Here is a 24,648-nt window from a genome sequence, read left to right on the forward strand (position 1 = left end):
TTACGGTGATGGGCCGTACAGAAGGAGGCGTTCGGTGGTCGACGGTTGCATGGTGACGGTGTGTCGTGACTGTTGCTGTGGCAGCCGGACCAAACATCCGGCGGTCGATCATGATGCGCAGCTCGGAGATCTGCGGGCGGCGCTGGAGCCGGACCATCGGGTGCGGACCAGTCTGTGCCTGGATGTGTGCTCGCAGTCGAACGTGATGGTGGTGCAGCCCAGCCCGGCCGCCCGGCGGCAGGGTGCGCGGCCGGTCTGGTTCGGGCTGGTCCTGGACGACGCGGTGGTCGACGATCTGGTGGCCTGGATCCGGGCCGGTGGGCCGGGTGTGGCCGGGCTGCCGGCGGTGCTGGAGCTCTCCGTGGTCGCACCGCCCGCGTAGACCACTGCCGACGCACTGCTCACGATCCGGCGGTCTGCGATTCCGCGGGCTCGGGTTCGAAGGTGAAGTAGACCGACAGCACGTAGGGCTCGGGCTCGTCGTGCATCCGGTTCCAGGACACGTCCACCACGAAGATCTGCTGCTGGGCGATCCACCGCTGGGCCTTGCCGAACACCTCCGCGGCGGTGGTGGCGGAGAACAGACGGCGGGCCATCGCGTGGACCTGACCGTCCTCGTCTGCGGAGTCGTCGAAGCCGGCCGGGACATCGAGGCGGTAGTCGGCGGTCATGCCCAGCAGACTCGCAGACCGACGCAAACCCGGTGCGGGTCGAGCGTGAGCCGCGCCTCACGCCGACCCTTGTTCGGCAGGGTTCGTCGCTGACGTCGACCAGCCGGTACCGGGTTCACCTACTGGGCGGATCGGTTGCGCCCCTCCCGCTGTCGTTTCACGAGGGTCATCGATTGGGCATCGGTGGTGCGGACCCGAATTAGCATCCGTTCGTCGGACCGGTGGCGACCACGAAGATCGATTCGCTCCTACATCATGGCCCGGTGACGGCGGAGCAGGACCCGGAGGCGGGGGCGTGGCGGGGACGCTTGATCGTTGCGCTGCTCTGCATCCTGGTCGGCGGTGGCGCGGCAACCGCAGCATGGCTGGAGTATCAGGCCGGCCTGGTGTCGATCTATCAGCCACCGGGGGGCGTCAGCCGGGTCGGCGGGATCCAGGCGTGGGTGCCGTCGGAGGCCTTCACCGTCGAGACCGATCTGCGTATCGTCGAATCCGGCGTAGCGGCCGCTCCGTTCGTCTTCACCGTCACCCTGTCGGCGCCCGGCATGCTGCAGGCGCCGCCCCGGATCGCGGTCCGGTTCATGGCGCCGCTCCAGGTCACGATCTCCTCGCCGGTCGCGAGCAGCGGCTCCCGGCGCCCGGCGGTGGACTGGTTCGACTTGCGATCGGTGCCTGGTAAGGGGCAGTTGCTGGTCGTCGGGGAGCCGGGGCGGACGATGCCGGTGACGGCGGGCCTGCCCGATGTCGGGCAGGTGAGCCGTGAATACGCCGCCAAACCATGGTTCACGTTCGACGGCAAGCGACTCGTCGTTCGGATCGCCGGCTGGTTCGTCAACGGTGTGGCCCGTTCCGAGCAGAAGGCACGAACGACGTACGGCCTGCCCGCGGAACTACCGGCCGGAGTCAACGCGGCCCTGGCCGAGCCGGGTACGGTCGCAGCGCTGGCGGCCCGCTGGCCGGCGACCGTAGACGAGAGCGCCACGACCGTCCTGCCGACCGGGTCGTCGTTGGAGATGCTGTACCGGGTGCCGGATGACGGAACCTCCGGTCTCAGCAACCGCATCCCGGCAGACGCACGCGTCGACTACGTCGCGCCGAGCACCACCGATCCGGACATCCTGAAGTGGAGCGCGGCTCCGTCCACGGAAGGACTGCTGGTCCGTCTCAGTTATGTCAGCCGATCGGCGGAGCAGTCCGGGCAGTCGCGTGTCTTCCTTGCCGGTGCCGGCCTCGGCTTCGCCCTGTCGGTGTTCCTGCTGGCTTTCGAGATAGGACCGTGGCGCCCGATGTACGAGCACTGGCTGTCCGCCTACCGGGAGGCCCATGCGAAGGCGAGCCGCCGATGACGGAGCAACCCTTCCGTGCCCTGGCCGGCGTCGTCGTCTGGCTGCAACGACTGCCGTCCCGGATCCCGCGCCACTGGTCACGACGGATCGGCACCGCCGTCGCCGCGGTGGCCGTGGCCTGGACCGGCGTGACCGTCGGACTGCTGTTGTTCTCCAACGCCGAGACCACGGTCGGCCCGGTGCAGGTGCAGGTCTCGGCCCGCCTGGCGCTGAGCGGGGAGACGGAACTGCGGGTGCCGTTGTTCGGCTCGGTCCGGGTCGACACTCACGACGCCCCGGTGCGCCTCCAGGCCACGATCATAAACGTGGATACCGAAGCGGCGGCGGACCTCATCGCGGACCCGGCCAAGCTCGATCAGTTCACCGACGACTTCCTCAATGATCTCGCGGCCACGATCGCGCGACTCGCTCTCCGGGCGCTCGGCATCTCGATACTCGGCGGTCTGGTGGCGAGCGCACTGGTCTTCCGCAACATACGGCGGATCGCGGCCGGCGGTCTTCTCAGTCTGGTCTCCATCGGCATGGTCAGTGCCCTGACCGCGTTCACCTTCCGGCCGGGCGCCCTGGCGTCACCGCAGTATTCGGGCCTGCTGGAGAACGCGCCGAAGGTGATCGGCGACGCCCGGCAGGTCGCGGCCGGCTACAACGACTTCGGCAGCGGTCTCGTCGATCTGCTCTTCGACGCGAACGCCGCATACAAGCAGCTCACCGTCCTTCCCGACCTGGCGACCGCACCCGGTGACACGGCCGTCATCCACGTCAGCGACTTACGGTCCAATCCGCTCGCCTGGTCGGTCGTCACTCAGCTCGCGAAACGCAAGAACGTGGCGGCGGTCCTCGACACCGGCGACGCCACCTCGCTCGGCAACACACTGGAGAACCGGCTGCTCACCACCGAGGTCACCCGGCTCGGGGTGCCCTACCTATATGTCCGCGGCGACCAGGACTCTGCAGCCACCGTCGCCGCTCTGACGCGTACAGCGAACGCACATGTCCTCGACGGCGACGTCGTCGAGGTGGGCCCGCTGCGCGTCGCCGGAATTTCCAGCACACAGCGCAGCGTGACCACCACGGTGGCACTCAGCGCCGCTGATCGTGCCGCTGTCGAGGCCGCATCCCGGAACCTGAACGGTCGGATCGTCGACTACAACCTCACCCATGCCGTCCCGGTGAACGTGGTCATGATGCACGAGCCGGAAGGCGCCGCCGAGATCGGGAAGAGCACTCCGCTGGTGCTGACCGGCTTCCGTTCCGGCCGCGCTGTCACCGCCCTCGACGATGACACGATCACCATGCAGCAGGGCCGCAGCGGCGACGGTGGTGTGCTTCACCAGAACGCGCCCGGCCAGCACTTCGCCATGTCGGTCCTCTACTTCACGCCGCAAGGCCGGCTGCGGGCCTACGACGACCTGGTCGCGTACGGCCCGGATCTGGCCCGCATCGAGGTGGAGCGACACCTGACCCGCTGATCCGCGTGCGGCGCGCTCCATCTTCTCGCGGCGGCCTTACCAGAGACGGTGGTGTGAGCTGGGCGTCACAGCCGCCACCCACAGCAAACCCAAAGACCGTCTGTCATTATCGTCGCATCGACGATAAATAGGAGGCGTTCCCCGTGAGCGAGTGGACTGGCACCGATGTCTGGGTCCTGCGCACCCTGAAAGGCACCCACCGTGACAACCGTGCGCCGTTGGCCGACCTGATCGGCATCGGCGACTTCATCGAACGGGCCGTCTTCGAGGAGTTCGAGTTCACCCGCGGGATGGGCAACCTGGTCGCCGCCGGGGTGGCCGAATTCGGCGACGGCGAATACTGGCTGACCGAGACCGGCCGGCGACTCGCCGAACGGCGCACCGACCGCCTCCTCGCGGGCCTGCGCAGACTCGGACCCCCTGACGGCACCCCGCTCGTGCTGGAGCCCGGTGAGTTCGACCGAGCCGAACAGGCCTACCGCGGCGCGATGGCCGCCCACCTCCAGGGGAAGGCGAACAGGTGAAGACCGGGTCGCCGCACCGACGGCCGTTGACGGTTCGCTCGCTTTTGGGATGGACATCCAGTTCATCTCGTTCCCGATGGAGGTGCCGGGACGGCGCGGCCGCGGTTTCGGCGCGACCGAGGTGGACCGCCCATCCCAGCCGCGTCGCGTCGAACCGCCGGTCGCGCAACATCGGATCGGCGCCCCTAATCGCCCACCCGATACCCGCTGGTGACGCACGTCACCCGCCCTGATCGCCGGGATCGCGGGCGAGGTGGCTCCGGGCCTTGCGGGGTGAAGGGCGCGGCTCCGTACCCTAGCTCGATGATCAACTATGAGGTGGTGGCGACGCGTGAGGGCCGGTGGTGGGCGCTTACGGTGTCCGGACTCAGATTCGGCCACACCCAGGCCCGGCGACTGTCCGAGGCCGACGAGATGGCCCGTGACTTGATCGCCATTCAGACGGACGCCGCCGAGGATTCGTTCACCATCACGCTGCGGGTTGAACCGGGGCGGTTGAACACCGACGGCAAGACGTGGCGGACCCTCCACGTCCGGCATGCGGTGACCGGTCCGGACTACGCCACGGCACGTAGCTGATCGCCCGACGCGGCTGAGTCCTGGTCGGGGCCGTCGAGGTGGCCGACATGTACGGTTTCGGCGCTCGCGTCTGGAAGCTGACCTGGTCGACGTCGCGAATGAGCCTGCCCCTGGAGACCGAAGCGAGCTGCTGGCACTGTCCCTGGCCGCGGCCGAACGCCTCGGTGACCGAGCAGTGATCGCCCGAATGCACCACGGGATCGGCATGGCCGACCGGTGTACCGAGGAATCTCGAGTCAGCGATGGATCGTTGCCGGCGCAGCCTGGCGGTCGGTGAGGCACTCGATGACGGGCTCGCCGAGGCCCGGCGCGTGCTCGACATCGCCGATGAGCTCGGCGACCCGCGAAGCCGCTCATCCGCCCTGGAGGTGATCGGCGTCCACCAGCTCCGGCACGGCGACCCGGACGCTGCCATCGCCTCTCTGCGGGAATCGGCCGAACTGATCGAGGAGTTCGGTCACGAGCTCGGCGAGTCGACCTCGGGCATGGAGTATCTGGGGGAGGCATACCTGGCGGCCGGTGACGCTCGGGCAGCGCGACGGTTCTGACTGCAGGCACTGGGCATCGCCGCCCGGGTGGACGCGTGGCGGGCCCGAGAGGTACGTCGCCGACCGGCATCACCGTCGAGGAGGCGGCCCGGCACACGACCGAGCGATGAGGCCCGACGATAGTCGAGTGCCGGAGCCACCGGGCCCGCTCGGCGTACCGACTGCCTATGATCGGATCGTGTCTCCCGATGAGCAGCGGAACGCGCGGGACCGCCACCTCGACGGCCGGCAGCGGGAGCTGGACGCGCGGGAGCGGCTCCTCGACGCCCGCGAGCAGCACCTGTCCGACCGTGAGCAGCAGCTGGCAGCACGCGGCGACGAGCTGGAGCAGCGGGAACGCTCGCTCGCCAGACGGGAACTGGGGGCTGCGCAGCGCGACCGGACAGCTGACGAGCGTGACGCCATCGCCGACACCCGAGAGCAACACGCGACGACACGTGAACGCGCCCTCGACGACCGAGCGGCTTCCGACGAGCCCGGCAGGCCCGATCCGATGGAGCGGATCCAGGGCGCTTTCGCCCGGGAGGTGGCTCGCCTGGATCGCAGCGATGCATTCCTGCACCGCTCACGCGAGGCCGTGCAGCGTGCTCAGGAACGGCTGGACAGGCTGCGCACGCCGATCCAGAATCATCCGCGCGCCTCTGACCCGGCCACCGGCGAAGAGAACGAGAGCGGCTCGCAGGCCGGTGACTGAGCCGGCCGGTGTTCTGCCCACGGACGATGCGTAACGGCAGCGCGATCGGGTAGATCCGTCACCCAGCCGAAGCGGCGACGCCGCAACCGGGCGAAAGGCGGGTGGCGAGCATGCCCGGCTCAACTCGCGGTCGCGATGGCCGGGGTCGTCCTGGTGACCGTCGTCGACGGGCTGTTCAACCGGACCACCGGCCACCCGATGCCGTTCTGGTCGGCACGGCCGCAGACTCAGGAGGCTCACGATGGCTGACCGGATCGACGACCCGTGGGGGATGCGGACACCGTACGGGCCGGGCCAGGCCTGGCCGGAGCGAGTCGACGTGTTCCTCGACCACGGCCTGTCCGAGGACGAGGTCGACAGCTGGCACCGGTCCGCGTCCATCCTGCACTCCAACGGCGACGCCATGGACATCGCCGTCACGAACGGCCGCATCGTCGGGGTACGCGGCCGCGCCGTCGACCGCATCAACCATGGCCGCCTGGACGTGAAGGACCTGTACGGCTGGCAGGCCGACAACAGCCCGGACCGCCTCACCCGGCCCCTGATCCGGCAGGACGGTCGGCTCGTCGAAGCCGACTGGGACACCGCCATGGACCGGATCGTCACCCGATCCCGGCAGCTGCTGGACCGGCCGGGCGGCTGGGGCCACTTCGGCTTCTACACCTCCGGCCAGCTGTTTCTCGAGGAGTACTACGCGCTCGGCGTGATCGGCAAGGCCGGCATCGGCACCCCGCACATGGACGGCAACACCCGCCTGTGCACCGCCACCGCCGCAGCCGCCATGAAGGCGAGCTTCGGCACCGACGGACAGCCCGGCTCGTACACCGATGTGGACCACTGCGACGCGATCGCCCTGTGGGGTCACAACGTCGCCGAGACCCAGAGCGTGTTGTGGATGCGCATGCTCGACCGGCGACGAGGGCCGAACCCGCCGGCCATGCTGGCCGTCGACCCCCGTGACACGCCGGTGGCGCGCGAGGCCGACGTACACCTGCCGATTCGTTCCGGTACGAACGTCGCGCTGATGAACGGCCTGCTCCGCGAAATCATCCGCCGGGGCTGGGTCGACGAGCAGTACGTGGCGGCGCACACCCTCGGCTTCGACGAGCTGTCTCGCATCGTCGACGGCTACCCGCCGGAGAAGGTCGCCGACATCTGTGCCGTCCGCGCCGTCGACGTCGAACGCGCCGCCGAACTGCTCGGCACGTCCCAGCGACTGCTGTCGACCGTGCTGCAGGGCTTCTACCAGTCCAATCAGGCCACCGCGGCGGCGTGCGCGGTCAACAACCTGCACCTGCTGCGCGGCATGATCGGCCGGCCGGGTGCCGGCCTGTACCAGATGAACGGGCAGCCGACCGCGCAGAACACCCGCGAGACCGGCGCCGACGGCGACCTGCCCGGGCTGCGCAACTGGGACAACGAGCAGCACATCGCGGAGCTCGCCGAACTGTGGAACGTGGAGCCGGGCACCATCCCGCACTGGTCGCCGCCGACCCATTCGATGCAGATCTTCCGGTACGCCGAGCAGGGCTCGATCAAACTGCTGTGGATCTCGGCCACCAACCCGGCCGTGTCGCTGCCCGACCTGGCCCGGGTACGGCGCATCCTGGCCGACCAGAAGCTGTTCGTCGTCGTACAGGATCTGTTCCTGACCGAGACCGCCGAACTGGCCGATGTGGTGCTGCCGGCAGCGACATGGGGAGAGAAGCTCGGCACGTTCACCTGTGTGGACCGGACCGTGCACCTGTCGGAGAAGGCGGTCGACCCGCCGGGCCAGGCGCGCAGCGACCTGGACATCTTTCTGGACTACGCGCGCCGGATGGACTTCCGGAACCGCGACGGCGCTCCGCTGATCACCTGGACCGGCCCGGAGGAGGTGTTCGAGGCGTGGAAGCAGTGCTCGGCGGGCCGGCCGTGCGACTACACCGGCATCACCTACGAGCGGCTACGTGCCGGCAGCGGCATCCAGTGGCCGTGCAACGACGATCACCCCGATGGTGCCGAACGGCTCTACGCCGACGGTGTCTTCAACACCGATCCGGACTACTGCGAGACGTACGGCCATGATCTGTCCACCGGCGCCGAGTACAGCGAGCAGCAGTACCGGGCCAGGGAACCGGGTGGGCGGGCGTTCCTGCACGCGATCGACTACCAGCCGTCGCCCGAGGTGACCAGCGACGACTATCCGCTGCTGCTGACCACCGGCCGAACCGTGTACCAGTTTCACACCCGTACCAAAACCGGCCGTGCCCCGCAGTTGGACGCCGCCGCCCCGGACGTCTGGGTGCAGATCAGCGACGACGACGCCGCCCGCCACGGCATCACCGACGGTGATCTGGTCGGCATCGCGTCCCCGCGCGGCGCCATCCAGGCCCCGGCCCGCATCGGCCGCATCCGGCCCGGCGTGATCTTCGTGCCGTTCCACTACGGCTACTTCGACGTCGATCAACCCGACCGGTCGCCACGGGCCGCCAACGAACTCACCGCCACCGCCTGGGATCCGGTCTCCAAACAACCGATCTTCAAAGTCACCGCGGTACGCATCGTCAAGCTCGCCGGCGCGGAGGGAGACCGCTGATGCACCTCGCCCACTACCTCGGACTGCTGCACCGCTCCCAGACCAACCTGGCCGACGCGTTCCGGCAGGTCGCCGACGCGCACGCCGCCGAACCCGACGTGCTGCACCTGTGCCGGCGACAGGCGACGATCTGCGACCGGCACGCCGAACTGCTCAAACCGTTCGCACACCGCTACGCCGAGGACGCGCCGGACGAACCCGACCGGTTGCACTCGCAGTTGTTCTCCGGCACCCGCACCGGCGGCATCGGCCTGCTCCGCGACCTGCAGGATCTCTATCTGATGGCCGCGGAGTGCGACATCTGCTGGACGGTGGTCGGGCAGGCCGCCCGCGGTGCCCGCGACCTGGACCTGCAGCAGGTCGTCCAGCAGTGCGAGAGCGAGACCTCGACCCAACTCGCGTGGCTGCGCACCCGGATGAAGGCCGCGGCCCCGCAGGCGCTGGTCGTCTCCGAGTGAGGCGCCCGGCCAGGGTCGACGGAACAGCATGGACGCAGTCCCGAACGGCCGAACCCGGGCGGTCACCCGGCCGTCAGACGGCCACGTCGTCGTAACCCTCGTCGGCCCGCTCCCGGCGCAGGTGCGCCTCGGCACGGCGCGCCTGCGGGCCCTGCTCCTCGGCGAGACCGGCGTACATCGCCTTCACGTTCTCGAACGGCTGCCCCGGCGGCAGCAGCGGAACCGAAGGGTCCACCACCGCGTCGATGACGAATGGCCGGTCAGCCGCCAGGGCGGCCTCCCACGCCTGCTCCATCTCCCCGGCCGAGGTGACCCGCACGCCACGCAGCCCGAGGAGTTCGGCATATCCGGCGTACGGCAGATCCGGCAGCTCCTGCGACTCGGCGAACCGCGGCTCGCCCTCCGCCTCACGCTGCTCCCAGCTCACCTCGGCCAGATCCCGGTTGTTCAGCACGCACACCACGAAGCGCGGATCGGCCCACTGCCGCCAGCGCGCGGCCACGGTCACCAGCTCGGCCAGGCCGGACATCTGCATGGCACCGTCCCCGGTGAGCACCACGACCGGGCTGTGCGGGGCGGACAGTTTCGCGGCGATACCGTACGGGACACCGCAGCCCATCGACGCCAGCGTGCTCGACAGATGCGCCGGAACCCCACGGGGCAGCCGCAGATGCCGGGCGTACCAGTAGACGACCGACCCGACGTCCACCGCCACCCGCCCGTCGCCGGGCAGCCGCCCACTCAACGACCGGATCACGTGCTGCGGATTCATCGGCTCAGCCGCAGCAGCCGCGCGGCTGCGGGCCACGTCGTGCCAGCGGCGCACCGAGGCTTCGACACGCTCCCGCCACGCCCGGTCACCCCGCGCCTCGATGCTGGCGAGCAGCGCCCGTACCGTCTCACCGGCATCACCGACCAGAGCAACCTCAACCGGATACCGTACGCCGAGCTGCCGGCCGTCGATGTCGATCTGCACCGCCCGCGCCTGCCCCGGCGCCGGATAGAACTCGGTCCACGGATCGTTGGTACCGACCAGCAGCAGCGTGTCGCATTCACGCATCAGTTCGGCGCTGGCCGTGGTACCCAGATGACCCATCACTCCGGTGTGGAACGGTAGGCCCTCATCCAGCACGGGTTTGCCCAACAGCGAGGTGGTGACCCCGGCCCCGAGCCGGTCGGCCAGCTCGACGATCTCGTCCGCCGCGCCGTACGCCCCCTGACCCACCATGATCGCCACCCGCTCGCCCGCGGTGAGCACCTCGGCCGCCGCCCGCAGATCCTCGTCGTACGGGACGACCCGGGCCGGGCGCAGCCCCGGGCTGGTCATCATCACTCCGTGCTCGTGCGTGCCCGGATCCGGCGCGGAAGCCTTCTGCACGTCGTGCGGCAGGATCACGCAGGTGGGGCCGCGTGTCGTCATCGCGATACGGAAGGCCCGGTCGATGAGCATCGGCATCTGTTCCGGCGTGTGCGCGGCCTGCACGAACTGCGCACACACGTCACCGAACAGCCGGACCAGGTCGATCTCCTGCTGGTAGGCACTGCCCAGCACCGTCGACGCCTGCTGGCCGACGATCGCCACCACCGGCTTACCGTCGAGCTTGGCGTCGTAGAGGCCGTTCAGCAGATGTACGGCACCCGGCCCCTGAGTCGACACGCAAACCCCTGGCCGGCCGGTGTACTTGGCGTGCCCGACCGCCATGAACGCTGCGGCCTCCTCGTGCCGGGCCTGCACGAACGCCGGCTTCCCGGCCCGCCGCAACGCCCCCATCACCCCGTCGATCCCGTCCCCGGAATAGCCGAAGACCCGGTCGACTCCCCACGCCGACAAACGTTCCACCAGCAGATCCGACACCGTACGGCCAGCCATGCCAGATTCCTCCCGATCAGGTTCACGGTCGCTACCGCGTACCCCCATCGCCGGTGATGAACCAGCTGCCGGCGGGGTTGGCTGATCGTCGGCAGCGGCGCGAATCGCTCTTCGGCCCCCAGGACGGCGATCTCCGTGCCGCGAAACCCTCCGAGGCGGTCGGGCGTGGCGGCAGCCGGAAAGAGCCCTCCAACCGGCCGGCACACACCCCGCACCGATAACCCGATCAGCCCCACAACGCACGGCGAAGAGGCCGCCGCAAGCACCCGGTCAACGAATCGACGAACCTCACCGACAACGGCAGGGTTACCCCATGACACGTCAAGCCCACAGCCGCCCTGTCGCAACCCGCACCTGATGGAACAACCGATGGGCGCCGTCGACAGCCTCCTCGGCACCGCCGTCATGATCGGGTTCATGGCATGCCCCTGCCTCATCATCGCCGGCCTGATCGGCGTGTGGCTCATCAGCATCAGCCGCAAGGACAGATACGAACGAACCGGCCGGTGCGGCGCCTGCCGGGGCACCGGCCGCTACCACACTCCCGAACACCAGCAGTGGTCGTGCGGCTTCTGCCGGGGAACCGGAAGAGCGAACACCTATTAGCTGTACGCAGCAGAAAGCCCCGCGCCTCACACGAAGGGCGGGGCTTCACCGATCAGATGGCGGGCGATTCCGGTACCCGCCACTCCGGGATCCGGCCGGTGGCGCTCAGCCGCTGTACCTGCTGTCGTCGCTCACGCAGCAGCCGCCCGAGTGAGGATCGCTCGGACGGCCGGTGCGTGATCTGAGCCTGTTGCTAGGAGACGATGCAGTTCTTGCCGTTCGCGCCGGTGCCGGTCTTGGTGGGCTCGGCACCCGTGTTGTTGCCGGTGTAGAGCCAGCAGGTCGGGATGCTGCCGATGCTGTTGCCCTTCAGCGTCGCGACGTCGCCGTAGTTGGTGTTGACGCCGGCGATCACCTTGCCGCTGGTGGCGGTGACGTTCTGGATGGTCACCTTGCGGGCCGCCTGGGTGGAGCAGTTGCCGCAGGAGCGGTAGAGCTTGCCGAAGTTGGAGACCTTGAAGTTCTTGATGGTCACCGACCCGCCGGCACCGCGGTTGTCCTGGAACACCTTGTCCGAGGCGCTCGCCGCGCTGCCGCCGTCGATCACGACGGTGGCGTTGGTGCCGCGGAAGGTGGCCGCGTCCTCACCGACGTCCTGCCAGACGACGTTGGTCAGGTTGCAGCTGCCGGCGCAGTGGACGCCGTCGGCGGACGGGGCGCCCAGGATGACGTTCTTCAGGGTGGCGCCCGCGGCCAGGTCGAAGATCGGGTCCTGGCCCTCGTTCTGGCCACCGCTGCCGAGGTCGCCGGAGCCGATGTAGCGTTTCCCGCCGCCGTCGAAGGTGCCGGTCACCTTGATCGACGCGGTGACCTTCACGTCCGTGGCGGCGGACGCCATGTTCACCGTCGCGACCGAACCGGCCAGGGCGGCGGCCAGAACGACGGCACCGATGAGCACGCGTGGTCTTCTCATGTGGGGAACCTTCCTCGGGGGAGGCCCACCTCCGTCGATGAAGATGGGCGATGCCGGCCGTCGTCACAGCAGCGCGTGACGTCATGGGGATGAGGCCGGTGGGTCTTGGCGAAGGACGTTTCCAACATGTCATCGTCGATCGATTTAAGTCAATGAGATTCGTTTGCAGCTTTGTTGCAGGATTGCGGTTATTGCGCACTCTCCACACGCCCGCACCCGGTAGTCGCCCGGCGGGCCGCAGAGGTTGCTTCGTGTTGCCCGTTCGACCTCCAGCGCTGATCTCCGGGGTTCGACCGGCGATGCGGAGTCTGGCTGTGACCGTAGCGAATCGCCCCTCCCCGCACCCGGCGCCGCCGTCACCTTCCGCGACGTCGCCTTCCGCTACCGCGACGACCTGGGCCGCGCCGCCCGCGACCTGGGCCGCGCCGCCCGCGACCTGGGCCGCGCCGCCCGCGGCGAGGGCTGCGCCGCCCGGACCGGGTCACCGGACGAACTCGATCTCCGGGAAACTCGGGTGCGGGGCGCGCAGCAGACGGCCGTCGCGGTGCCGCAGATGCCGATCGAAGAAGGCCCGCAGATAGGTGCGTTGAACGGCGACCGACCGTTGCGGCTCCAGAGCACCGACCATCTCGGCCAGCAGCTCCGGGGTGAGACCGATCTCCGCAGCGGCCTGGGGATAGAGGACGACGCCGTCGTTGAACGACCCGTGCACGGCGCCCTTCATGCGCAGTTCGCGTTTCCAGCCGCGCTGGCCGGTCCAGAACGTGTCCCAGGTGGGGTCCTCGGCCCCGACGCCGTGATCGCTGCTGACCAGTAGGAACGGCCGGTCGGATCCGCCGACCGCGCGGGCGCCGACGAGAGTGCCGTCCAGGTTGACACCGGCTTTCAGCCGACGGTCGTCGTGCATCACGGCGGCGGCGGTGCTGCCGCCCAGGGAGTGACCGAACATGCCGACCCGGTCCAGGTCGAACGCGCCGCGCAGACCGTCGGGCAGCGGCCGGCGCCCGGCATCGGGATTGCGGCCGGCAGCGAGAGTGGCCAACTGGTCGAGGACGAATCGAATGTCGGCCGCCCGGACGTCGGCGACACGTCCGATGACCTCGTCGTCGAGATCCGGCGGTAGCGCGGCGACCTCGACCCGCCCGTCGGGGAACTCGACCTCGGACGCATCGTGGGTGTGATCGACGGTGACGACGATGTATCCGTGCGAGGCCAGATCCTCGACCAGAGCGGAGCTGGTGCCGCGGTCGCCGCCGAGACCCGGCGAATACAGCAGGACCGGGTGGCCGCCCGCCCGTCGGGCGACCGGCGCGCCCGCCCGGCCATGGGTGACGGTCGCGCGGATCCGGTCGGCGGGCAGCCCGAAGACCTCCGCGAAGTGCGGGACCGCCCCGGGTGACAGCCAGGGCGCCGGCAGGTGACCGCGGGTGCTGCGGGCCGGATACCAGATCTGAATCATGAGCTCGCGGACCTGGTGGCCCGGCACCCACGGGTCGGTGCGGCTGCGGTCTCGCAGGTGCAGCGACACGGTGCCGAGGCACTCCGGGCCGGTCGGCGCGGGCAGAACGTATCCACCGGTGAGCCGCCGGTGTGCGGCCGCGACCGCGGGAGCGGCGGTGGCCAGGCCGAGACCGGAGGCCAGGGCGGCCGTCAGCAGCGTTCGGCGGCGCAGTGGCCGTACCGAAGCGGGCAAGCTCTTGATCATGTGGTCTCTTTCGGTCTGGTCGCGGGATCGGAATCGGCCGGCGGCCGCCCGGGGACCACGTTGCCGGAAACGGGCGCCGGTGTCGGTGGGGCAGGCAGCCGCTCGAGGGTGCGGATAACCGCACCCTCGAGCGAGGGGTAGCCCCATGGGCGCTGAGCTGCGGGGTGTTTACCTTGATCACGTGACCTCGGCATCAGTGGTGAGACTCCGGACAGCGCCGGCGGCCCTGTGGGCGGCGCGCTCCTGGCGTGCCACCGCCCACGCGATCATGGGGCTGCCGATCGGCGTGCTGACCTTCACGCTCGTCTGCGGCCTGCCCGTCGGCGCCGCCTACTGCGCGGGCTGGAGCCTGCTCTACGCATCGACCGACGACTGGCCGCTGACCGCCACGTTTCTGCTGCTCACCGTGGTCGCACCGCTCGCGGTGCTGTGGTCGCTGCCAGCCCTGACCGCGCTGCAGCGCCGACGTTTCCGGGCGACGCTCGGCGTCGCGATCCCAGCGCTGCCGGCCGGTACCGGTGACGGCCCGTGGCCGGTGCATCGCGCCCGTGCGGCTGGTACCGGTGACGGCCCGTGGCCGGTGCATCGCGCCCGTGCGGCCGGTAATGGCGACGGCCCGTGGCCGGTGCATCACGCCCGTGCGGCTGGTACCGGTGACGGCCCGTGGCCGGTCCGTCTCGCCCGCACCGCCCGCGCGGCCGCCACCTGGCGGCAGGCCGCCTATCACGTGCTCGCGCTGGTCATCGGTGTGGCGGGCGCTGCTCTGACGCTGGCCTTCTGGTCGGCCGGGATCGGCCTCGGTGCGGTTCTGCCTCTGCAGGCGCTGGGTCTGCTGTCGGATGAGGCCTGGTGGCCGGTCACCGCGCCGACCGCCGTCCTGGCGGTGGCGGCGCTGCTGGCGGCACCGTGGGTGGCCCGCGGTGTGGCCCGCATCGACACCTCCGCGGCCCGGGCGCTACTCGGCCCGAGCCGCAGCGACGAGCTGACACTGCGGGTGGAGTCCCTGGCCCGCAGCCGGGCCGATGTCGTCGCCGCCACCGACGCCGAGCGCCGCCGGATCGAGCGTGACCTGCACGACGGCGCACAGCAGCGGCTGGTCTCACTCGCGATGAACCTCGGTATGGCCCGCGCCAACCTCACCGATGCGCCCGGCCCGGCCCGGCAGGCCATCGAAGCCGCCCACGACGAGGCCACCCAGGCCCTCGCCGAGTTACGCGAGTTCGTCCGCGGCCTGCATCCGGCCGTGCTCGACGACCGTGGCCTCGACGCGGCCCTGTCCGGGATCGCGGCCCGCGTCCCCATGCCGGTGCGCCTGAGCGTCGCCGTGCCGCAGCGGTGTTCGCCGGTGATCGAGGCGATCGCCTACTTCGTCGTCTCCGAGGCGCTCACCAACATCACCAAGCATGCCGGCGCCACCCACGCCGAGGTCACCGTCGACCGCACCGCCGACGGGCTGCGCGTGGTCGTCACCGACGACGGCCGAGGCGGCGCCACCACCGCCGGGGCCGGTACGGGGCTGCGCGGGCTGGCCCAGCGCGCCGCGTCGGTCGACGGGACGTTCGCCCTGCACAGCCCGGTCGGCGGACCGACGACGATCACCGTGGAGCTGCCGTGCGTATCGTGATCGCGGAAGACTCGGTGCTGCTGCGTGCCGGTCTGACCCGGCTGCTCGACGACGGTGGATTCGACGTCGTCGAGGCCGTCGCCGACGCCGACCACCTGCTCCGCGCGGTCGACGAGCATCGCCCCGACATCGCGCTGGTCGACGTGCGGATGCCACCCACCCACACCGACGAGGGCATCCGGGCCGCCCTCGTCATCCGCCACCAGTTCCCGGCGGTCGCCGTGGTCGTCCTGTCGCAGTATGTCGAGGAGCGTTACGCCACCGACCTGCTGTCCGTGCGGACCAACGGGGTCGGATACCTGCTGAAAGACCGCGTCGCGCACGTCACCGACTTCCTCGACGCGTTGCGCCGGGTGGCCGCCGGCGGCACCGCCCTCGATCCGGAGGTGGTCGCCCAGCTGATCGTGCGGCACCGCCCCGACCCGTTGGAACGGCTGACACCCCGAGAGTCGCAGGTGCTGCGGATGATGGCCGAGGGCCGATCCAACAACGGCATCGTCGATGCCCTGCGGGTCAGCCACAGCGCGGTCGAGAAACACATCAGCAGCATCTTCACCAAGCTCGACCTTCCCGCCGCCGATTCCGATCACCGTCGCGTCCTGGCCGTCGTGAAGTTCCTGCAGTCCTGGCCTGGCCTTGCGCAGTGACCCGTCGAGGCACGGACCCGATCGGCCCGTCAGATCAGCCGCGCCGGCCTGTGTCGCGCCGCATCGATCGGCCCAGCTTGAAGGCCTTGTAGGACAGGATCGGTCCGAGTATGACCATTGCCACGATCAGGGATACGAGTAGCCATCGCATGGTCGATCCTTGCCCGCTGTCCGCTCATCTCATTCTCGCTGTCATCGGCTTGTCGGCGGACATCTCGTCGTGCTCGCCGTCATCGGCTTGTCGGCGGACATCTCGTCGTGCTCGCCGTCATCGGCTTATCGGCGGACATCTCGTCATGCCGAAGGCGGGACGCACGCCGCGGGCTCCAGACCGCCCGCTGGCGGCGATGATCTCTGCCGGGGGATCGCGCCGGCGGACCCTTCCGGATCTCGGTAACGCTGTTCATCCTCGGTCGCGGATCCTTGCGCGGGTCCTGAGAGCGGCTTGAGGTTGCGTTGAGGGTGCGATCCGATCTGTGGGGGCATGAACGCCACCGCAGTCGCCGCCCCCGCCGCCACCGTCCGTCGCTCGGCCGTCGAGCTCAGCGTGGTGGTGCCGTTCTTCAACCCGGGTCCGGTGGTGCGTCGCACGGTCGAGCAGCTGGTCGCCTGCCTGACCGAGGCCGGGGTGGCGTTCGAGGTGATCGCGGTCTCCGACGGCTCGACCGACGGCTCCGCCGCCCTGCTCGCGGGCATGGTGAACGTGACGGTGCTCGACAACCCGGTCAACCAGGGCAAGGGCGCCGCCCTGCACCAGGGGTTCGCCGCCGCCAACGGCGCCTGGGTCGGGTTCATCGACGCCGACGGCGACATCGACCCCCGGCACCTGGTCGACTACCTGACGCTCGCCCGCACCGGCGGCCACGCCATGGTCTACGCCGACAAGCGCCACATCGCCTCGGTGTCGGGTGCGAGCCGGGCCCGTAAGCTGATCTCGGTGTCCTACTCGACGCTGGTCACGGCCATGTTCGGCCTGACGGTGCGGGACACCCAGACCGGCTGCAAGATCATCCGCCGGGACGTACTCACCGAGGTCCTGCCCCGGCTGCGCGAACGCCGCTTCGCGTTCGACCTCGAACTGTTCGTCGCGACCGCCGCCGCCGGCATCACCGACGTGCAGGCCGCCCCGGTCCGCCTCGAGACCCGCGTCGCCGGGTCGACGGTCACCACCAAGAGCATCGTCCGCACGATCCGTGACACGTTCACCATCTACGGCCGCCGCCGCGCGAACCACTACGCCGTCTACGCCCTCGCCGCCTGAATCTGAGGAAGGCCGGGTTCCTGAATCTGGGTGAGGCCGAGGTTAGTAGACAGTGTCTACTCCGGCTTGTTAGCGTCGGGCATGAACCGATCCGTGGCACTGCTCGCCAGCGTTACCGGCGCCATGATGGTGGCCATCGACGGCACGGCTCTGCTGATCGCGCAACCGAACATGCTGCGCGATCTGAACGCCTCCGTCGTCGAGGTGCAATGGACCAGCACGGCCTACCTGGTCGCCGTGGCGTCGCTGCTGATTCTCGGCGGACGGCTCGGCGACCGGTTCGGCCACGCCCGCCTGCTGTTGATCGGCGCCGGCGGATTCGGCGCCGCGTCGGTCGCGATCGTGCTGGCCCCGGGCATCGACGGAGTGATCGCCGGACGAGCCGTGCAGGGCCTGTTCGGCGCCCTGCTGCAACCGGCCACCCTCGCGCTGCTCCGGCTCGCCTTTCCCGCGGACCGGCTCAGCATGCCGGTCGCGATCCGCACGAGCGGCATCGGGGTCGCGGCCGCCCTGGGGCCGGTGCTCGGCGGCGCGCTGGTCGACCAATACGGCTGGCGTTCAGTATTCATCATCAATGTTCCGGTCGCCCTGCTCATCGTGGCTGCGGCGGTCTCGGTCGGCGGCCTCGAAGGCCCTCGGCAACCTGTCCGCGTACGCCTGCCCCTGCTCGAATCGGCTTTGACGGCGACGTCGATCGGCCTGCTCGTCCACGCGCTCACCGCCGTCCCGCTCACCGGTTGGGCCGTGCCCACGACGCTGTTCCCACTGTCCGGCGCGGCCGTGCTCGCCGTCCTGATGGTGTCGCACCAACGCCGAGCCGTCGACGCGCTGGTGCCGGCCGCGGTCGCCCGCTCGCGCCCGGTGATGGCGTCGATGTGCCTGCTGCTCGTGGTCGCGGCCGCATTGTTCGGTTCGCTCTTCGTCGCCAGCCTGACGATCCAGGACGGACAGCGCCTCAGCGCCCTGGCCGGCGGACTGCAGGTGCTGCCGTTGACCGCCGCGATGGTGCTCGGTGCGCCGCTGGTCGGCCTCGCGCTGCGCCGCTGGGATGCCCGCCGGATCGCGGTCACCGGGGTGATCCTGGTGGCGGCCGCCGTCGCCGGGCTGGCCCGATTCGGCCCGGTCGCCGCGACGACCGGGCTGCTCGGTGCCGGCTACGCCATCGTCATGGTGACGGCCACGGGCACCGTCGTCGGTGACGCCCCGCCGGTGTACGCGGGCGTGGTGGGTGGTCTCAAACAGACCGCGCTGAACCTCGGCTCGACAGTGGGCATCGCGATCGCCGCCGCGATCATGACCGGCTGGTCGATCGACGCCGCGCTGTGGGTGCTGTGCGCAACCGTCCTGCTCGCTCTGGTGCCGGCCGCCCTGCTGACCCGGCCGCTTCTGGTAGACAGTGTCGGTGGACGCGGCGGAAACGGGCTTGAAGGCCCGGTTGGTGCAGGTGGGCGTTGATCTGCTGGCTCAGGAGGGCCTTTCGGCGCTGACCCTGCGGGAGATCGCCCGCAAGGCGGGGGTGTCGCATGGGGCGCCGCGCCGGCACTTCCCGACCCACCTGGAGTTGCTGTCCGCCATCGCCCAGAAGGGTTTCACCGACCTGACCGCCGTCGTCGCCCGCGCCGTCGAGGATCGCGAGCGGAGCCCACGGGCGAGACTCACGGTGCTGGGCCGTGTGTACCTGGACTTCGCCCGCGACAACCCGGGCATGTTCGAGCTGATGTTCCGGCACGACCTGCTGGAGAGCAACCGGCTGGGCCTTCGCGAGACCAGCCTGCCGCTGTTCACGATGCTCGTCGACCTGATCACCGAGGTCGGACCGGCGGGGGAGACGCCACCGCGGGTCGTCGCCGGCGCGCTGTGGGCCAACCTGCACGGCATCGCCCTGCTGTGGGGCTGGGGCAGCCTGCCGCTGGCCACCGGGGCGGACCGGGCCGACGTGCTGCTGCACGCCGCGCTGGCGGCCCATCTCGGGCCGGAGACCATTTGAGCGGGCGGCTACGGTGGGCTGATGTCTACCAGACTGTCCCCTGCGGAATGGGTTCGGCGGCGCCGGGCCGACTTCGTCGACAAGCGGCTGGAGGTCGCCGGCGCGCGGGCGTTCGGCCGCCTCGACAGCCTCGGCGAGAGCTGGCACATCGTGGACTGGTCCGAGACCGGGCTGTCCCGGCGGCACGACGAGAGTGACCCGCTGGGCGCCCGCGCCGGTTTCCTGGCGGTCGGGCCCGGCGGGGTCTATGCGGTGACCGTCGCCGACCAGGGTCTCTTTCGAGTGCACGTCGCCGGCGACATGGTGCAGATCAACGGCCGGCGGGTGGCGTATGTGGCGGAGGCTCGCCGCGCCGCGAGCCGTGCCGCCGCCGCCCTGTCCGAGGTGGCCGGTGCCAAGGTGTCGGTCGTCGCGGTGCTCGCCTTCACCGGGGTGGGCGCCGTCAGCACCCACGGTGTGCCCCCGTCGTGCCTGGTCGCCACCGACCGTGAGCTGGACAAGCTGCTCACGTCCGGTGGTCACCGGATCAGTGCGGACACGGCGGCCCGGCTCGCGAAGATCGCCCGCGACTGCGCCCCGTAGGAGGAGCCGGTCACCACCGGGCGAGAGCCTGGCGTTCCACTTTCGTGAACGTGCGAGCCGGCAGCCGGCCGTTGCCGCATCGGTAGTCGGGCCACATCCGCGAGGTGCACTTCGTGTTGTGGCGGGCGCCGTTGGCATGGCCGAGTTCGTGGTCGAGGATCGACCGCCGGGTGTGCCAACTCTTACGGGCGAGGGTCGCCGACAGGCGGATCTCTGAGGTCCGGCGGCCGTCCGTCCAGCTGGTCCATGCGCCGTGCCCGCGGGTGGCGTTGCTTTCGACGATCCGGATGCAGCGGTATCCGGTCCGGCATCGGCCGAGGCGCATGTCCGAGGTGGTGTACCTGTCGACGAACGCGATCGACGACCGCAGCGCCGAGTCGAAACGGGAGCCGACGTGCTCCTCGACGTAGACGACGCTGGTGCCCAGCAGGCGTGGTGCGGGCGGCCGGACGAAGTCCCCGGCCGTGGCGGGGGAGGCGGCGAACGTCAGCGAGGTGGCGGCGAGGGTGGATGTCATGGCGACCCGGAGAAGGTGGGTCGAGCGCGTTTTCACGGGAAGCGGCGTTACCCCGTCATTGATCGACATAACCGTATGTCGGCCACTCCGGGTGCGAATCCGGCAAAGGCGAACTAGATTGACTTTTGTCTATTCGAGGAGGTGCTCATGCACCGTACGATCATCGCGTTGGGTATCGGAGCCGTCCTGGTGGTGACCGCTCCGCAGGCCGCCGTCGCCATGGCGCCCGACCTGAACAATCCGCAGGTCGTGGCCACTGGCCTGACCGTTCCGTGGGGGCTCGACTTCCTGCCCGACGGCAGCGCGCTCGTCACCGAGCGTAACAGTGCTCGCGTCCTGCGTGTGCGCCCCGGCAGTGCCCCGACCACCGTCACCACCATCGCCGGGGTCGCCCCCACCGGCGAGGCGGGACTGCTCGGCCTGGCCGTCTCGCCGACCTTCGAGCAGGACGACCTGGTGTACGTCTACTTCACCTCGGCCACCGACAACCGGATCGCGCGGTTCCGCCTGGACGCGCCGGCCACCCAGCAGGTCGTCCTCAGCGGCCTGGCCAAGGCGAGCATCCACGACGGCGGCCGGATCGCCTTCGGCCCGGACGGCATGCTGTACGCCACGGTCGGCGACGCCGGCGTGACGTCGAACGCGCAGAACCAGCAGAGCCGTAACGGCAAGATCCTGCGGATGCGACCGGACGGCGGAGTGCCCGCGACGGGTAACCCGTTCCCGAACTCGCTGGTCTACAGCCTGGGCCACCGCAATCCGCAGGGCCTGGCGTGGGATGCGCAGGGCCGGTTGTACGCCGCCGAGTTCGGCCAGAACACCTGGGACGAGGTCAACCAGATCGTGGCCGGCGGCAACTACGGTTGGCCGACCGTCGAGGGCAACAGCAGCGACACCCGGTTCCGTAACCCGATCGTGGTGTGGAGCACCGCGCAAGCGTCCCCGAGTGGCGCCGCGATCGACGGCCAGACCCTGTACGTCGCGGCGCTGCGCGGCCAGCGCCTGTGGTCGGTGCCGCTGAACGGTGCCGGCGGGGCGGGCACCCCGACCGGGCTGCTCCAGGGGCAGTACGGCCGGCTGCGTACGGTCGAGCGTGCTCCCGACGGCGCGCTGTGGGTGACCACCAGCAACCGGGACGGCCGCGGCACTCCGGCGGCAGCCGACGACCGCATCCTGCGCTTCCCGCCTCTGTAACCGGGTGGACACTGCCCGCTACTGTGCCTCGCGAAGACGGCGCCGTACGGGAGGTCGGACTTTGACCGTGTTCGGTAGCGGTTTGCGGACCACTCGATCCACGCTGTGGCGTTCGTTGGTCGCGCTGGAGTTGGCGCTGCTCGTCGCGCTCGGCGCGGCGGTCTGGGTGTCGCAGGGCACCCGGGCCGCCGCCGAGCGGGTCAGAGCGCACTCGGTGCCGTCGATCCAGCACATCCTGGCCGCGCACGCCGCCCTCGTGGAGGCCGACGAGGCGGCCGTCGACAGCTTCCGGACCGGGGCGGTGGCGCTGGCCGGGCCCGGTGAGCGGTATCAGAACCAGATCGCCCTCGCCGGGCAGAACCTCACCCGGCTCGCGGTCGACAGCATCGCGGGTGCCGGCGTCGGCCAGGGCATCCAGCTCGTCCAGGGTCAGTTGGCCGCCTACTCCGGGCTCATCGAGCAGGCCGACGCCCACTACCGCCGCGATCCCGGTTCGGCGCTGGCCCGAGCCGACCTCTGGTCCGCCTCCCGCCTGCTGCACATGCCCGCCGGTGGCATCCTCGCCCAGCTCGACGAACTGCTGGCCGTCGAACGGCAGGCGCTGGTCGGGCAACTCACAGCCGGGCGGATGGATCCGGGCTGGGTGATGGTCTGGATCGTGCCGATGGCCGTCCTGCTCGCGTTGCTGGTGGGCACCCAGGTGTTCCTGAGCCGGCGCTTCCGCCGTACCTTCAATCTGCCGTTGCTCGGGGCGACCGCCGCGGTGCTGGTCCTGGCCGCCGGCATGTCGTTCGATTTCGCCGCCCGCGGCGAATTGACCGCGACCCGCGACGCGGGTGACGCCCTGGTGGACGACTGGCAGGCACGCACCGCGGCCGCCGACCGGCGCGGCCAGCAGATGCTCGGTGACCTGATCGCGACGGCCTGCCCCGACGGGTGCGGCGAGACGATCGGCCGGCTCGTGGCGACACCCGGCGCGAATCGCGAACCACCGGACGAGCAGGCGCTGACGGCCCGCATCAAGGCGGTCGACGGGTACGCCGCGACGGCCGCCGACACGGCCGGACGACCGACGGCGCTGATGCTCGCGGTGCTGGCCGCCATGGCGCTGGTGCCGCTCGGGCTCCACCCGCGCATCGACGAATATCGGTAGGGGTGATCATGCGTACGAGACGCGCCGTGGCGCTGGCCGCCGTCGCCCTCCTGCTCACCGGGACCGGGGCGTGCACCGGTGGCGACCGGTCGAGCGTGACCGTCCTCGCGTCCTGGACCGGCGGCGAGGCCGACGCGTTCCGGCAGGTCCTGGACCGGTTCACCGCCGAGACCGGCATCCGGGTCGATTACCAGGGCACCCGGGCCCTCAACCAGGTCCTCACCGCCGAGGTGCAGAAGGGCACCCCACCCGACATCGCGGTCCTGCCCAGCCCCGGCGATCTCGGCGGCTACGTCCGCCGCTCCGCGGTGCGACCACTGGACGACATGACCGACACCGCACAGTCGCACAGCCCACAGTGGCTGCGCCTGGAGCGGATCGGCGACACCCGCTACGCGGTGGCGGTCAAAACCTCCCTCAAGAGCCTCATCTGGTACGACCCACGCCGCGTCCCCGACCTGTCCGGTGCGACCCCGCCGACCTGGGACGACCTGGTCCGGCTCAGTGAACGCCTCGGCGCGGGCGACGCCACCGCCTGGTGCATGGGCATGGCGTCCACCCCGGTCTCCGGCTGGCCCGGCACCGACTGGATCGAGGACCTCGTGCTCCACCGGGCCGGCACCGCGGTCTACCGGCGTTGGGCGGCCGGGCAGGTGGCCTGGACCGCACCGGAGATCCGCCAGGCGTGGACCGCGTGGAGCCAGGTCGCCCTGCGGCCCGGCCTCGTCCGGGGCGGTGTGCTGTTCACCGAGTTCGGTGACGCGGGCCGCGCCATGCACACCGACCCGCCCGGCTGCTTCCTGCACCATCAGGCGTCCTTCGTGGTCGGTGACGACCGGGGCACCGGCCTGGACTTCGTGCCGTTCCCGTCGGAGCGGCCCCGGGCCTGGGAGGTCTCGGCCGACCTGGCCGCCCTGTTCAGCGACAAGCCGGAAGCCCGCGAGCTGATCCACTTCCTGGCCACCGACGAGGCGCAGAGCATCTGGCCGGCGGCGAGCCGCGGTGCGGTGTTCTCCGCCAACCGCGGCGTCGACCAGGCGATCTACGACACCCCGGTGAGCCGCCGGATCGCACAGACCCTCACCGGGGAGGCGGCGTTGTGCTTCGACGCCTCCGACCTGATGCCGAGCGCGATGACGAACGCCTTCTACCGCGCGGTGCTGGAATACCTGCAGTCACCCGACGACCTCGACACGATCCTCGGCCGACTCGAACAGGTCCGAACCGCCATCCCCGTCACAGACTGGCTCGACGTACCGTGCGGCGCCTGACGGGCGCCAGCCGTCGAGAACCTCCAGGCCGACGCGCGCCGCCTGGCCCGGCCGGATCTCCACCGCCGCGCCCAGCTGATCACCCCTACCCGCGGGGCAGATAGGGGTGACCTCGCCGCCGCCGGCTGTATCTTCCATGACGTGCACGCCTGGGCCGTCGAGCACTGACGCGCCCTCCTGCCGGCGCTCAGCCACTGGCATCTGCCGTCGTTGTCGGCCGTCGAGGTCGCCGACATCCGAGCCCACACGAGGATCCTGAACAACCTCGCCTACACCGAGCACCTGGCCGGCGATCTGCCGGCGGCGACCCTCGACCTGACCAGCCGGTACGACGTGACGCTCGACGACAGCACACTGAGATAGCAGTGTCTGACTAGTCAGGTATATCCGATCCCACGGCTCGACGGCCACTCCTGAGGCTCGCCTCACCGGGCCGCGCCCGGGTAGGGGT

Annotated in this window: 26 protein-coding genes; 21 read left to right on the forward strand and 5 right to left on the reverse strand. The window is 70.4% G+C overall.

Annotation, left to right across the window (positions count from 1 at the left end; all coding sequences use genetic code 11):
• Positions 1 to 52: 52 nt before the first annotated feature.
• Positions 53 to 382, forward strand: a complete 330-nt coding sequence (locus tag Q0Z83_RS11575) for a hypothetical protein (RefSeq protein WP_317797067.1) — start codon at positions 53 to 55, stop codon at positions 380 to 382.
• Positions 383 to 401: 19 nt separating this feature from the next.
• On the opposite strand, the gene Q0Z83_RS11580 is transcribed toward Q0Z83_RS11575, so the two are convergent.
• The gene (locus Q0Z83_RS11580; RefSeq protein ID WP_317793863.1) at positions 402 to 671 is read right to left on the reverse strand and encodes a hypothetical protein; all 270 of its coding nucleotides are present in this window, start codon (positions 669 to 671) and stop codon (positions 402 to 404) included.
• A gap of 263 nt (positions 672 to 934) precedes the next feature.
• Here Q0Z83_RS11580 and Q0Z83_RS11585 point away from each other — a divergent pair, with 263 nt between their 5' ends.
• The 9 genes from Q0Z83_RS11585 (at position 935) to Q0Z83_RS11625 (ending at position 8,867) form a co-directional block, all read left to right on the forward strand.
• Positions 935 to 2,017, forward strand: a complete 1,083-nt coding sequence (locus Q0Z83_RS11585) for a hypothetical protein (RefSeq protein ID WP_317793864.1) — start codon at positions 935 to 937, stop codon at positions 2,015 to 2,017.
• The gene (locus Q0Z83_RS11590; protein ID WP_317793865.1) at positions 2,014 to 3,486 is read left to right on the forward strand and encodes a metallophosphoesterase family protein; all 1,473 of its coding nucleotides are present in this window, start codon (positions 2,014 to 2,016) and stop codon (positions 3,484 to 3,486) included. The genes Q0Z83_RS11585 and Q0Z83_RS11590 overlap by 4 nt, the downstream gene beginning before the upstream one ends.
• Before the next feature lie 143 nt (positions 3,487 to 3,629).
• Entirely contained in the window at positions 3,630 to 4,010 is a 381-nt protein-coding gene (locus Q0Z83_RS11595; RefSeq protein ID WP_317793866.1) for a hypothetical protein, read from the forward strand.
• 49 nt (positions 4,011 to 4,059) lie between these two features.
• On the forward strand, positions 4,060 to 4,224 hold the full coding sequence (locus Q0Z83_RS11600; RefSeq protein WP_317793867.1) for a hypothetical protein: 165 nt from the start codon (positions 4,060 to 4,062) through the stop codon (positions 4,222 to 4,224).
• Between the two features lie 89 nt (positions 4,225 to 4,313).
• The gene (locus Q0Z83_RS11605; RefSeq protein ID WP_317793868.1) at positions 4,314 to 4,589 is read left to right on the forward strand and encodes a hypothetical protein; all 276 of its coding nucleotides are present in this window, start codon (positions 4,314 to 4,316) and stop codon (positions 4,587 to 4,589) included.
• 242 nt (positions 4,590 to 4,831) lie between these two features.
• Positions 4,832 to 5,137, forward strand: coding sequence for a hypothetical protein (locus Q0Z83_RS11610; RefSeq protein ID WP_317793869.1), 306 nt, complete (start codon positions 4,832 to 4,834; stop codon positions 5,135 to 5,137).
• A 178-nt stretch (positions 5,138 to 5,315) separates the two neighbouring features.
• Positions 5,316 to 5,831 (forward strand): hypothetical protein, encoded by a 516-nt coding sequence (locus Q0Z83_RS11615; protein WP_317793870.1) that lies wholly within the window; start codon positions 5,316 to 5,318, stop codon positions 5,829 to 5,831.
• Positions 5,832 to 6,072: 241 nt separating this feature from the next.
• Entirely contained in the window at positions 6,073 to 8,409 is a 2,337-nt protein-coding gene (locus Q0Z83_RS11620; protein WP_317793871.1) for a molybdopterin oxidoreductase family protein, read from the forward strand.
• Positions 8,409 to 8,867 carry a hypothetical protein gene (locus Q0Z83_RS11625; RefSeq protein WP_317793872.1) on the forward strand — a complete coding sequence of 153 codons (459 nt, stop codon included), beginning with the start codon at positions 8,409 to 8,411 and terminating at the stop codon, positions 8,865 to 8,867. Before Q0Z83_RS11620 ends, Q0Z83_RS11625 begins: the two co-directional genes overlap by 1 nt.
• A gap of 73 nt (positions 8,868 to 8,940) precedes the next feature.
• Here Q0Z83_RS11625 and Q0Z83_RS11630 read toward each other — a convergent pair whose 3' ends face one another.
• Positions 8,941 to 10,737: a thiamine pyrophosphate-requiring protein gene (locus Q0Z83_RS11630; protein WP_317793873.1), complete on the reverse strand. Its 1,797-nt coding sequence runs from the start codon at positions 10,735 to 10,737 to the stop codon at positions 8,941 to 8,943.
• Between the two features lie 357 nt (positions 10,738 to 11,094).
• On the opposite strand from Q0Z83_RS11630, the gene Q0Z83_RS11635 reads away from it, so the two are divergent.
• The gene (locus Q0Z83_RS11635; protein WP_317793874.1) at positions 11,095 to 11,343 is read left to right on the forward strand and encodes a hypothetical protein; all 249 of its coding nucleotides are present in this window, start codon (positions 11,095 to 11,097) and stop codon (positions 11,341 to 11,343) included.
• Positions 11,344 to 11,536: 193 nt separating this feature from the next.
• Here Q0Z83_RS11635 and Q0Z83_RS11640 read toward each other — a convergent pair whose 3' ends face one another.
• Complete coding sequence (locus Q0Z83_RS11640) at positions 11,537 to 12,256, reverse strand: pectate lyase (RefSeq protein ID WP_317793875.1); 720 nt, start codon at positions 12,254 to 12,256, stop codon at positions 11,537 to 11,539.
• A gap of 481 nt (positions 12,257 to 12,737) precedes the next feature.
• Positions 12,738 to 13,961, reverse strand: coding sequence for an alpha/beta hydrolase family protein (locus tag Q0Z83_RS11645; protein ID WP_317793876.1), 1,224 nt, complete (start codon positions 13,959 to 13,961; stop codon positions 12,738 to 12,740).
• A 181-nt stretch (positions 13,962 to 14,142) separates the two neighbouring features.
• On the opposite strand from Q0Z83_RS11645, the gene Q0Z83_RS11650 reads away from it, so the two are divergent.
• From Q0Z83_RS11650 to Q0Z83_RS11675, 6 genes are all read left to right on the forward strand, one after another.
• Positions 14,143 to 15,585 (forward strand): sensor histidine kinase, encoded by a 1,443-nt coding sequence (locus tag Q0Z83_RS11650; RefSeq protein ID WP_317793877.1) that lies wholly within the window; start codon positions 14,143 to 14,145, stop codon positions 15,583 to 15,585.
• Positions 15,573 to 16,232: a response regulator transcription factor gene (locus tag Q0Z83_RS11655; RefSeq protein WP_317793878.1), complete on the forward strand. Its 660-nt coding sequence runs from the start codon at positions 15,573 to 15,575 to the stop codon at positions 16,230 to 16,232. Before Q0Z83_RS11650 ends, Q0Z83_RS11655 begins: the two co-directional genes overlap by 13 nt.
• Positions 16,233 to 16,716: 484 nt before the next feature.
• Positions 16,717 to 17,493 (forward strand): glycosyltransferase family 2 protein, encoded by a 777-nt coding sequence (locus tag Q0Z83_RS11660; RefSeq protein WP_317793879.1) that lies wholly within the window; start codon positions 16,717 to 16,719, stop codon positions 17,491 to 17,493.
• Between the two features lie 81 nt (positions 17,494 to 17,574).
• Positions 17,575 to 18,948 (forward strand): MFS transporter, encoded by a 1,374-nt coding sequence (locus tag Q0Z83_RS11665; protein WP_317793880.1) that lies wholly within the window; start codon positions 17,575 to 17,577, stop codon positions 18,946 to 18,948.
• Positions 18,917 to 19,480, forward strand: a complete 564-nt coding sequence (locus Q0Z83_RS11670; RefSeq protein WP_317793881.1) for a TetR/AcrR family transcriptional regulator — start codon at positions 18,917 to 18,919, stop codon at positions 19,478 to 19,480. The genes Q0Z83_RS11665 and Q0Z83_RS11670 overlap by 32 nt, the downstream gene beginning before the upstream one ends.
• A 21-nt stretch (positions 19,481 to 19,501) precedes the next feature.
• Positions 19,502 to 20,062: a hypothetical protein gene (locus Q0Z83_RS11675; RefSeq protein ID WP_317793882.1), complete on the forward strand. Its 561-nt coding sequence runs from the start codon at positions 19,502 to 19,504 to the stop codon at positions 20,060 to 20,062.
• 10 nt (positions 20,063 to 20,072) lie between these two features.
• Here the strand turns inward: Q0Z83_RS11675 and Q0Z83_RS11680 are convergent, their stop codons facing one another.
• A complete protein-coding gene (locus Q0Z83_RS11680) occupies positions 20,073 to 20,579 on the reverse strand; it encodes a zinc metalloprotease (protein WP_317793883.1) in 507 nt (168 codons plus the stop codon).
• 147 nt (positions 20,580 to 20,726) lie between these two features.
• On the opposite strand from Q0Z83_RS11680, the gene Q0Z83_RS11685 reads away from it, so the two are divergent.
• The 4 genes from Q0Z83_RS11685 to Q0Z83_RS11700 all read left to right on the forward strand — a co-directional run bounded on the left by Q0Z83_RS11685 (position 20,727) and on the right by Q0Z83_RS11700 (position 24,560).
• Positions 20,727 to 21,773 (forward strand): PQQ-dependent sugar dehydrogenase, encoded by a 1,047-nt coding sequence (locus Q0Z83_RS11685; protein WP_317793884.1) that lies wholly within the window; start codon positions 20,727 to 20,729, stop codon positions 21,771 to 21,773.
• Between the two features lie 82 nt (positions 21,774 to 21,855).
• Entirely contained in the window at positions 21,856 to 22,926 is a 1,071-nt protein-coding gene (locus tag Q0Z83_RS11690) for a hypothetical protein (protein ID WP_317793885.1), read from the forward strand.
• Positions 22,927 to 22,934: 8 nt separating this feature from the next.
• Positions 22,935 to 24,197 (forward strand): ABC transporter substrate-binding protein, encoded by a 1,263-nt coding sequence (locus tag Q0Z83_RS11695; protein WP_317793886.1) that lies wholly within the window; start codon positions 22,935 to 22,937, stop codon positions 24,195 to 24,197.
• A 210-nt stretch (positions 24,198 to 24,407) separates the two neighbouring features.
• Entirely contained in the window at positions 24,408 to 24,560 is a 153-nt protein-coding gene (locus tag Q0Z83_RS11700; protein ID WP_317793887.1) for a hypothetical protein, read from the forward strand.
• Positions 24,561 to 24,648 lie beyond the last annotated feature (88 nt).

It is taken from the genome of Actinoplanes sichuanensis (assembly GCF_033097365.1).
GTDB classification, from domain to species: domain Bacteria; phylum Actinomycetota; class Actinomycetes; order Mycobacteriales; family Micromonosporaceae; genus Actinoplanes; species Actinoplanes sichuanensis.

Bases quoted from the DNA above. Each gene is read 5' to 3' on its own strand.
- Q0Z83_RS11680 (WP_317793883.1), bottom strand. From the start codon at position 20,579: ATGACATCCACCCTCGCCGCCACCTCGCTGACGTTCGCCGCCTCCCCC.
- Q0Z83_RS11685 (WP_317793884.1), top strand. From the start codon at position 20,727: ATGCACCGTACGATCATCGCGTTGGGTATCGGAGCCGTCCTGGTGGTG.
- Q0Z83_RS11605 (WP_317793868.1), top strand. From the start codon at position 4,314: ATGATCAACTATGAGGTGGTGGCGACGCGTGAGGGCCGGTGGTGGGCG.
- Q0Z83_RS11610 (WP_317793869.1), top strand. From the start codon at position 4,832: ATGGATCGTTGCCGGCGCAGCCTGGCGGTCGGTGAGGCACTCGATGAC.
- Q0Z83_RS11695 (WP_317793886.1), top strand. From the start codon at position 22,935: ATGCGTACGAGACGCGCCGTGGCGCTGGCCGCCGTCGCCCTCCTGCTC.
- Q0Z83_RS11640 (WP_317793875.1), bottom strand. From the start codon at position 12,256: ATGAGAAGACCACGCGTGCTCATCGGTGCCGTCGTTCTGGCCGCCGCC.
- Q0Z83_RS11620 (WP_317793871.1), top strand. From the start codon at position 6,073: ATGGCTGACCGGATCGACGACCCGTGGGGGATGCGGACACCGTACGGG.
- Q0Z83_RS11580 (WP_317793863.1), bottom strand. From the start codon at position 671: ATGACCGCCGACTACCGCCTCGATGTCCCGGCCGGCTTCGACGACTCC.
- Q0Z83_RS11630 (WP_317793873.1), bottom strand. From the start codon at position 10,737: ATGGCTGGCCGTACGGTGTCGGATCTGCTGGTGGAACGTTTGTCGGCG.
- Q0Z83_RS11675 (WP_317793882.1), top strand. From the start codon at position 19,502: ATGTCTACCAGACTGTCCCCTGCGGAATGGGTTCGGCGGCGCCGGGCC.
- Q0Z83_RS11625 (WP_317793872.1), top strand. From the start codon at position 8,409: ATGCACCTCGCCCACTACCTCGGACTGCTGCACCGCTCCCAGACCAAC.
- Q0Z83_RS11665 (WP_317793880.1), top strand. From the start codon at position 17,575: ATGAACCGATCCGTGGCACTGCTCGCCAGCGTTACCGGCGCCATGATG.
- Q0Z83_RS11600 (WP_317793867.1), top strand. From the start codon at position 4,060: ATGGACATCCAGTTCATCTCGTTCCCGATGGAGGTGCCGGGACGGCGC.
- Q0Z83_RS11590 (WP_317793865.1), top strand. From the start codon at position 2,014: ATGACGGAGCAACCCTTCCGTGCCCTGGCCGGCGTCGTCGTCTGGCTG.
- Q0Z83_RS11645 (WP_317793876.1), bottom strand. From the start codon at position 13,961: ATGATCAAGAGCTTGCCCGCTTCGGTACGGCCACTGCGCCGCCGAACG.
- Q0Z83_RS11660 (WP_317793879.1), top strand. From the start codon at position 16,717: ATGAACGCCACCGCAGTCGCCGCCCCCGCCGCCACCGTCCGTCGCTCG.
- Q0Z83_RS11635 (WP_317793874.1), top strand. From the start codon at position 11,095: ATGGAACAACCGATGGGCGCCGTCGACAGCCTCCTCGGCACCGCCGTC.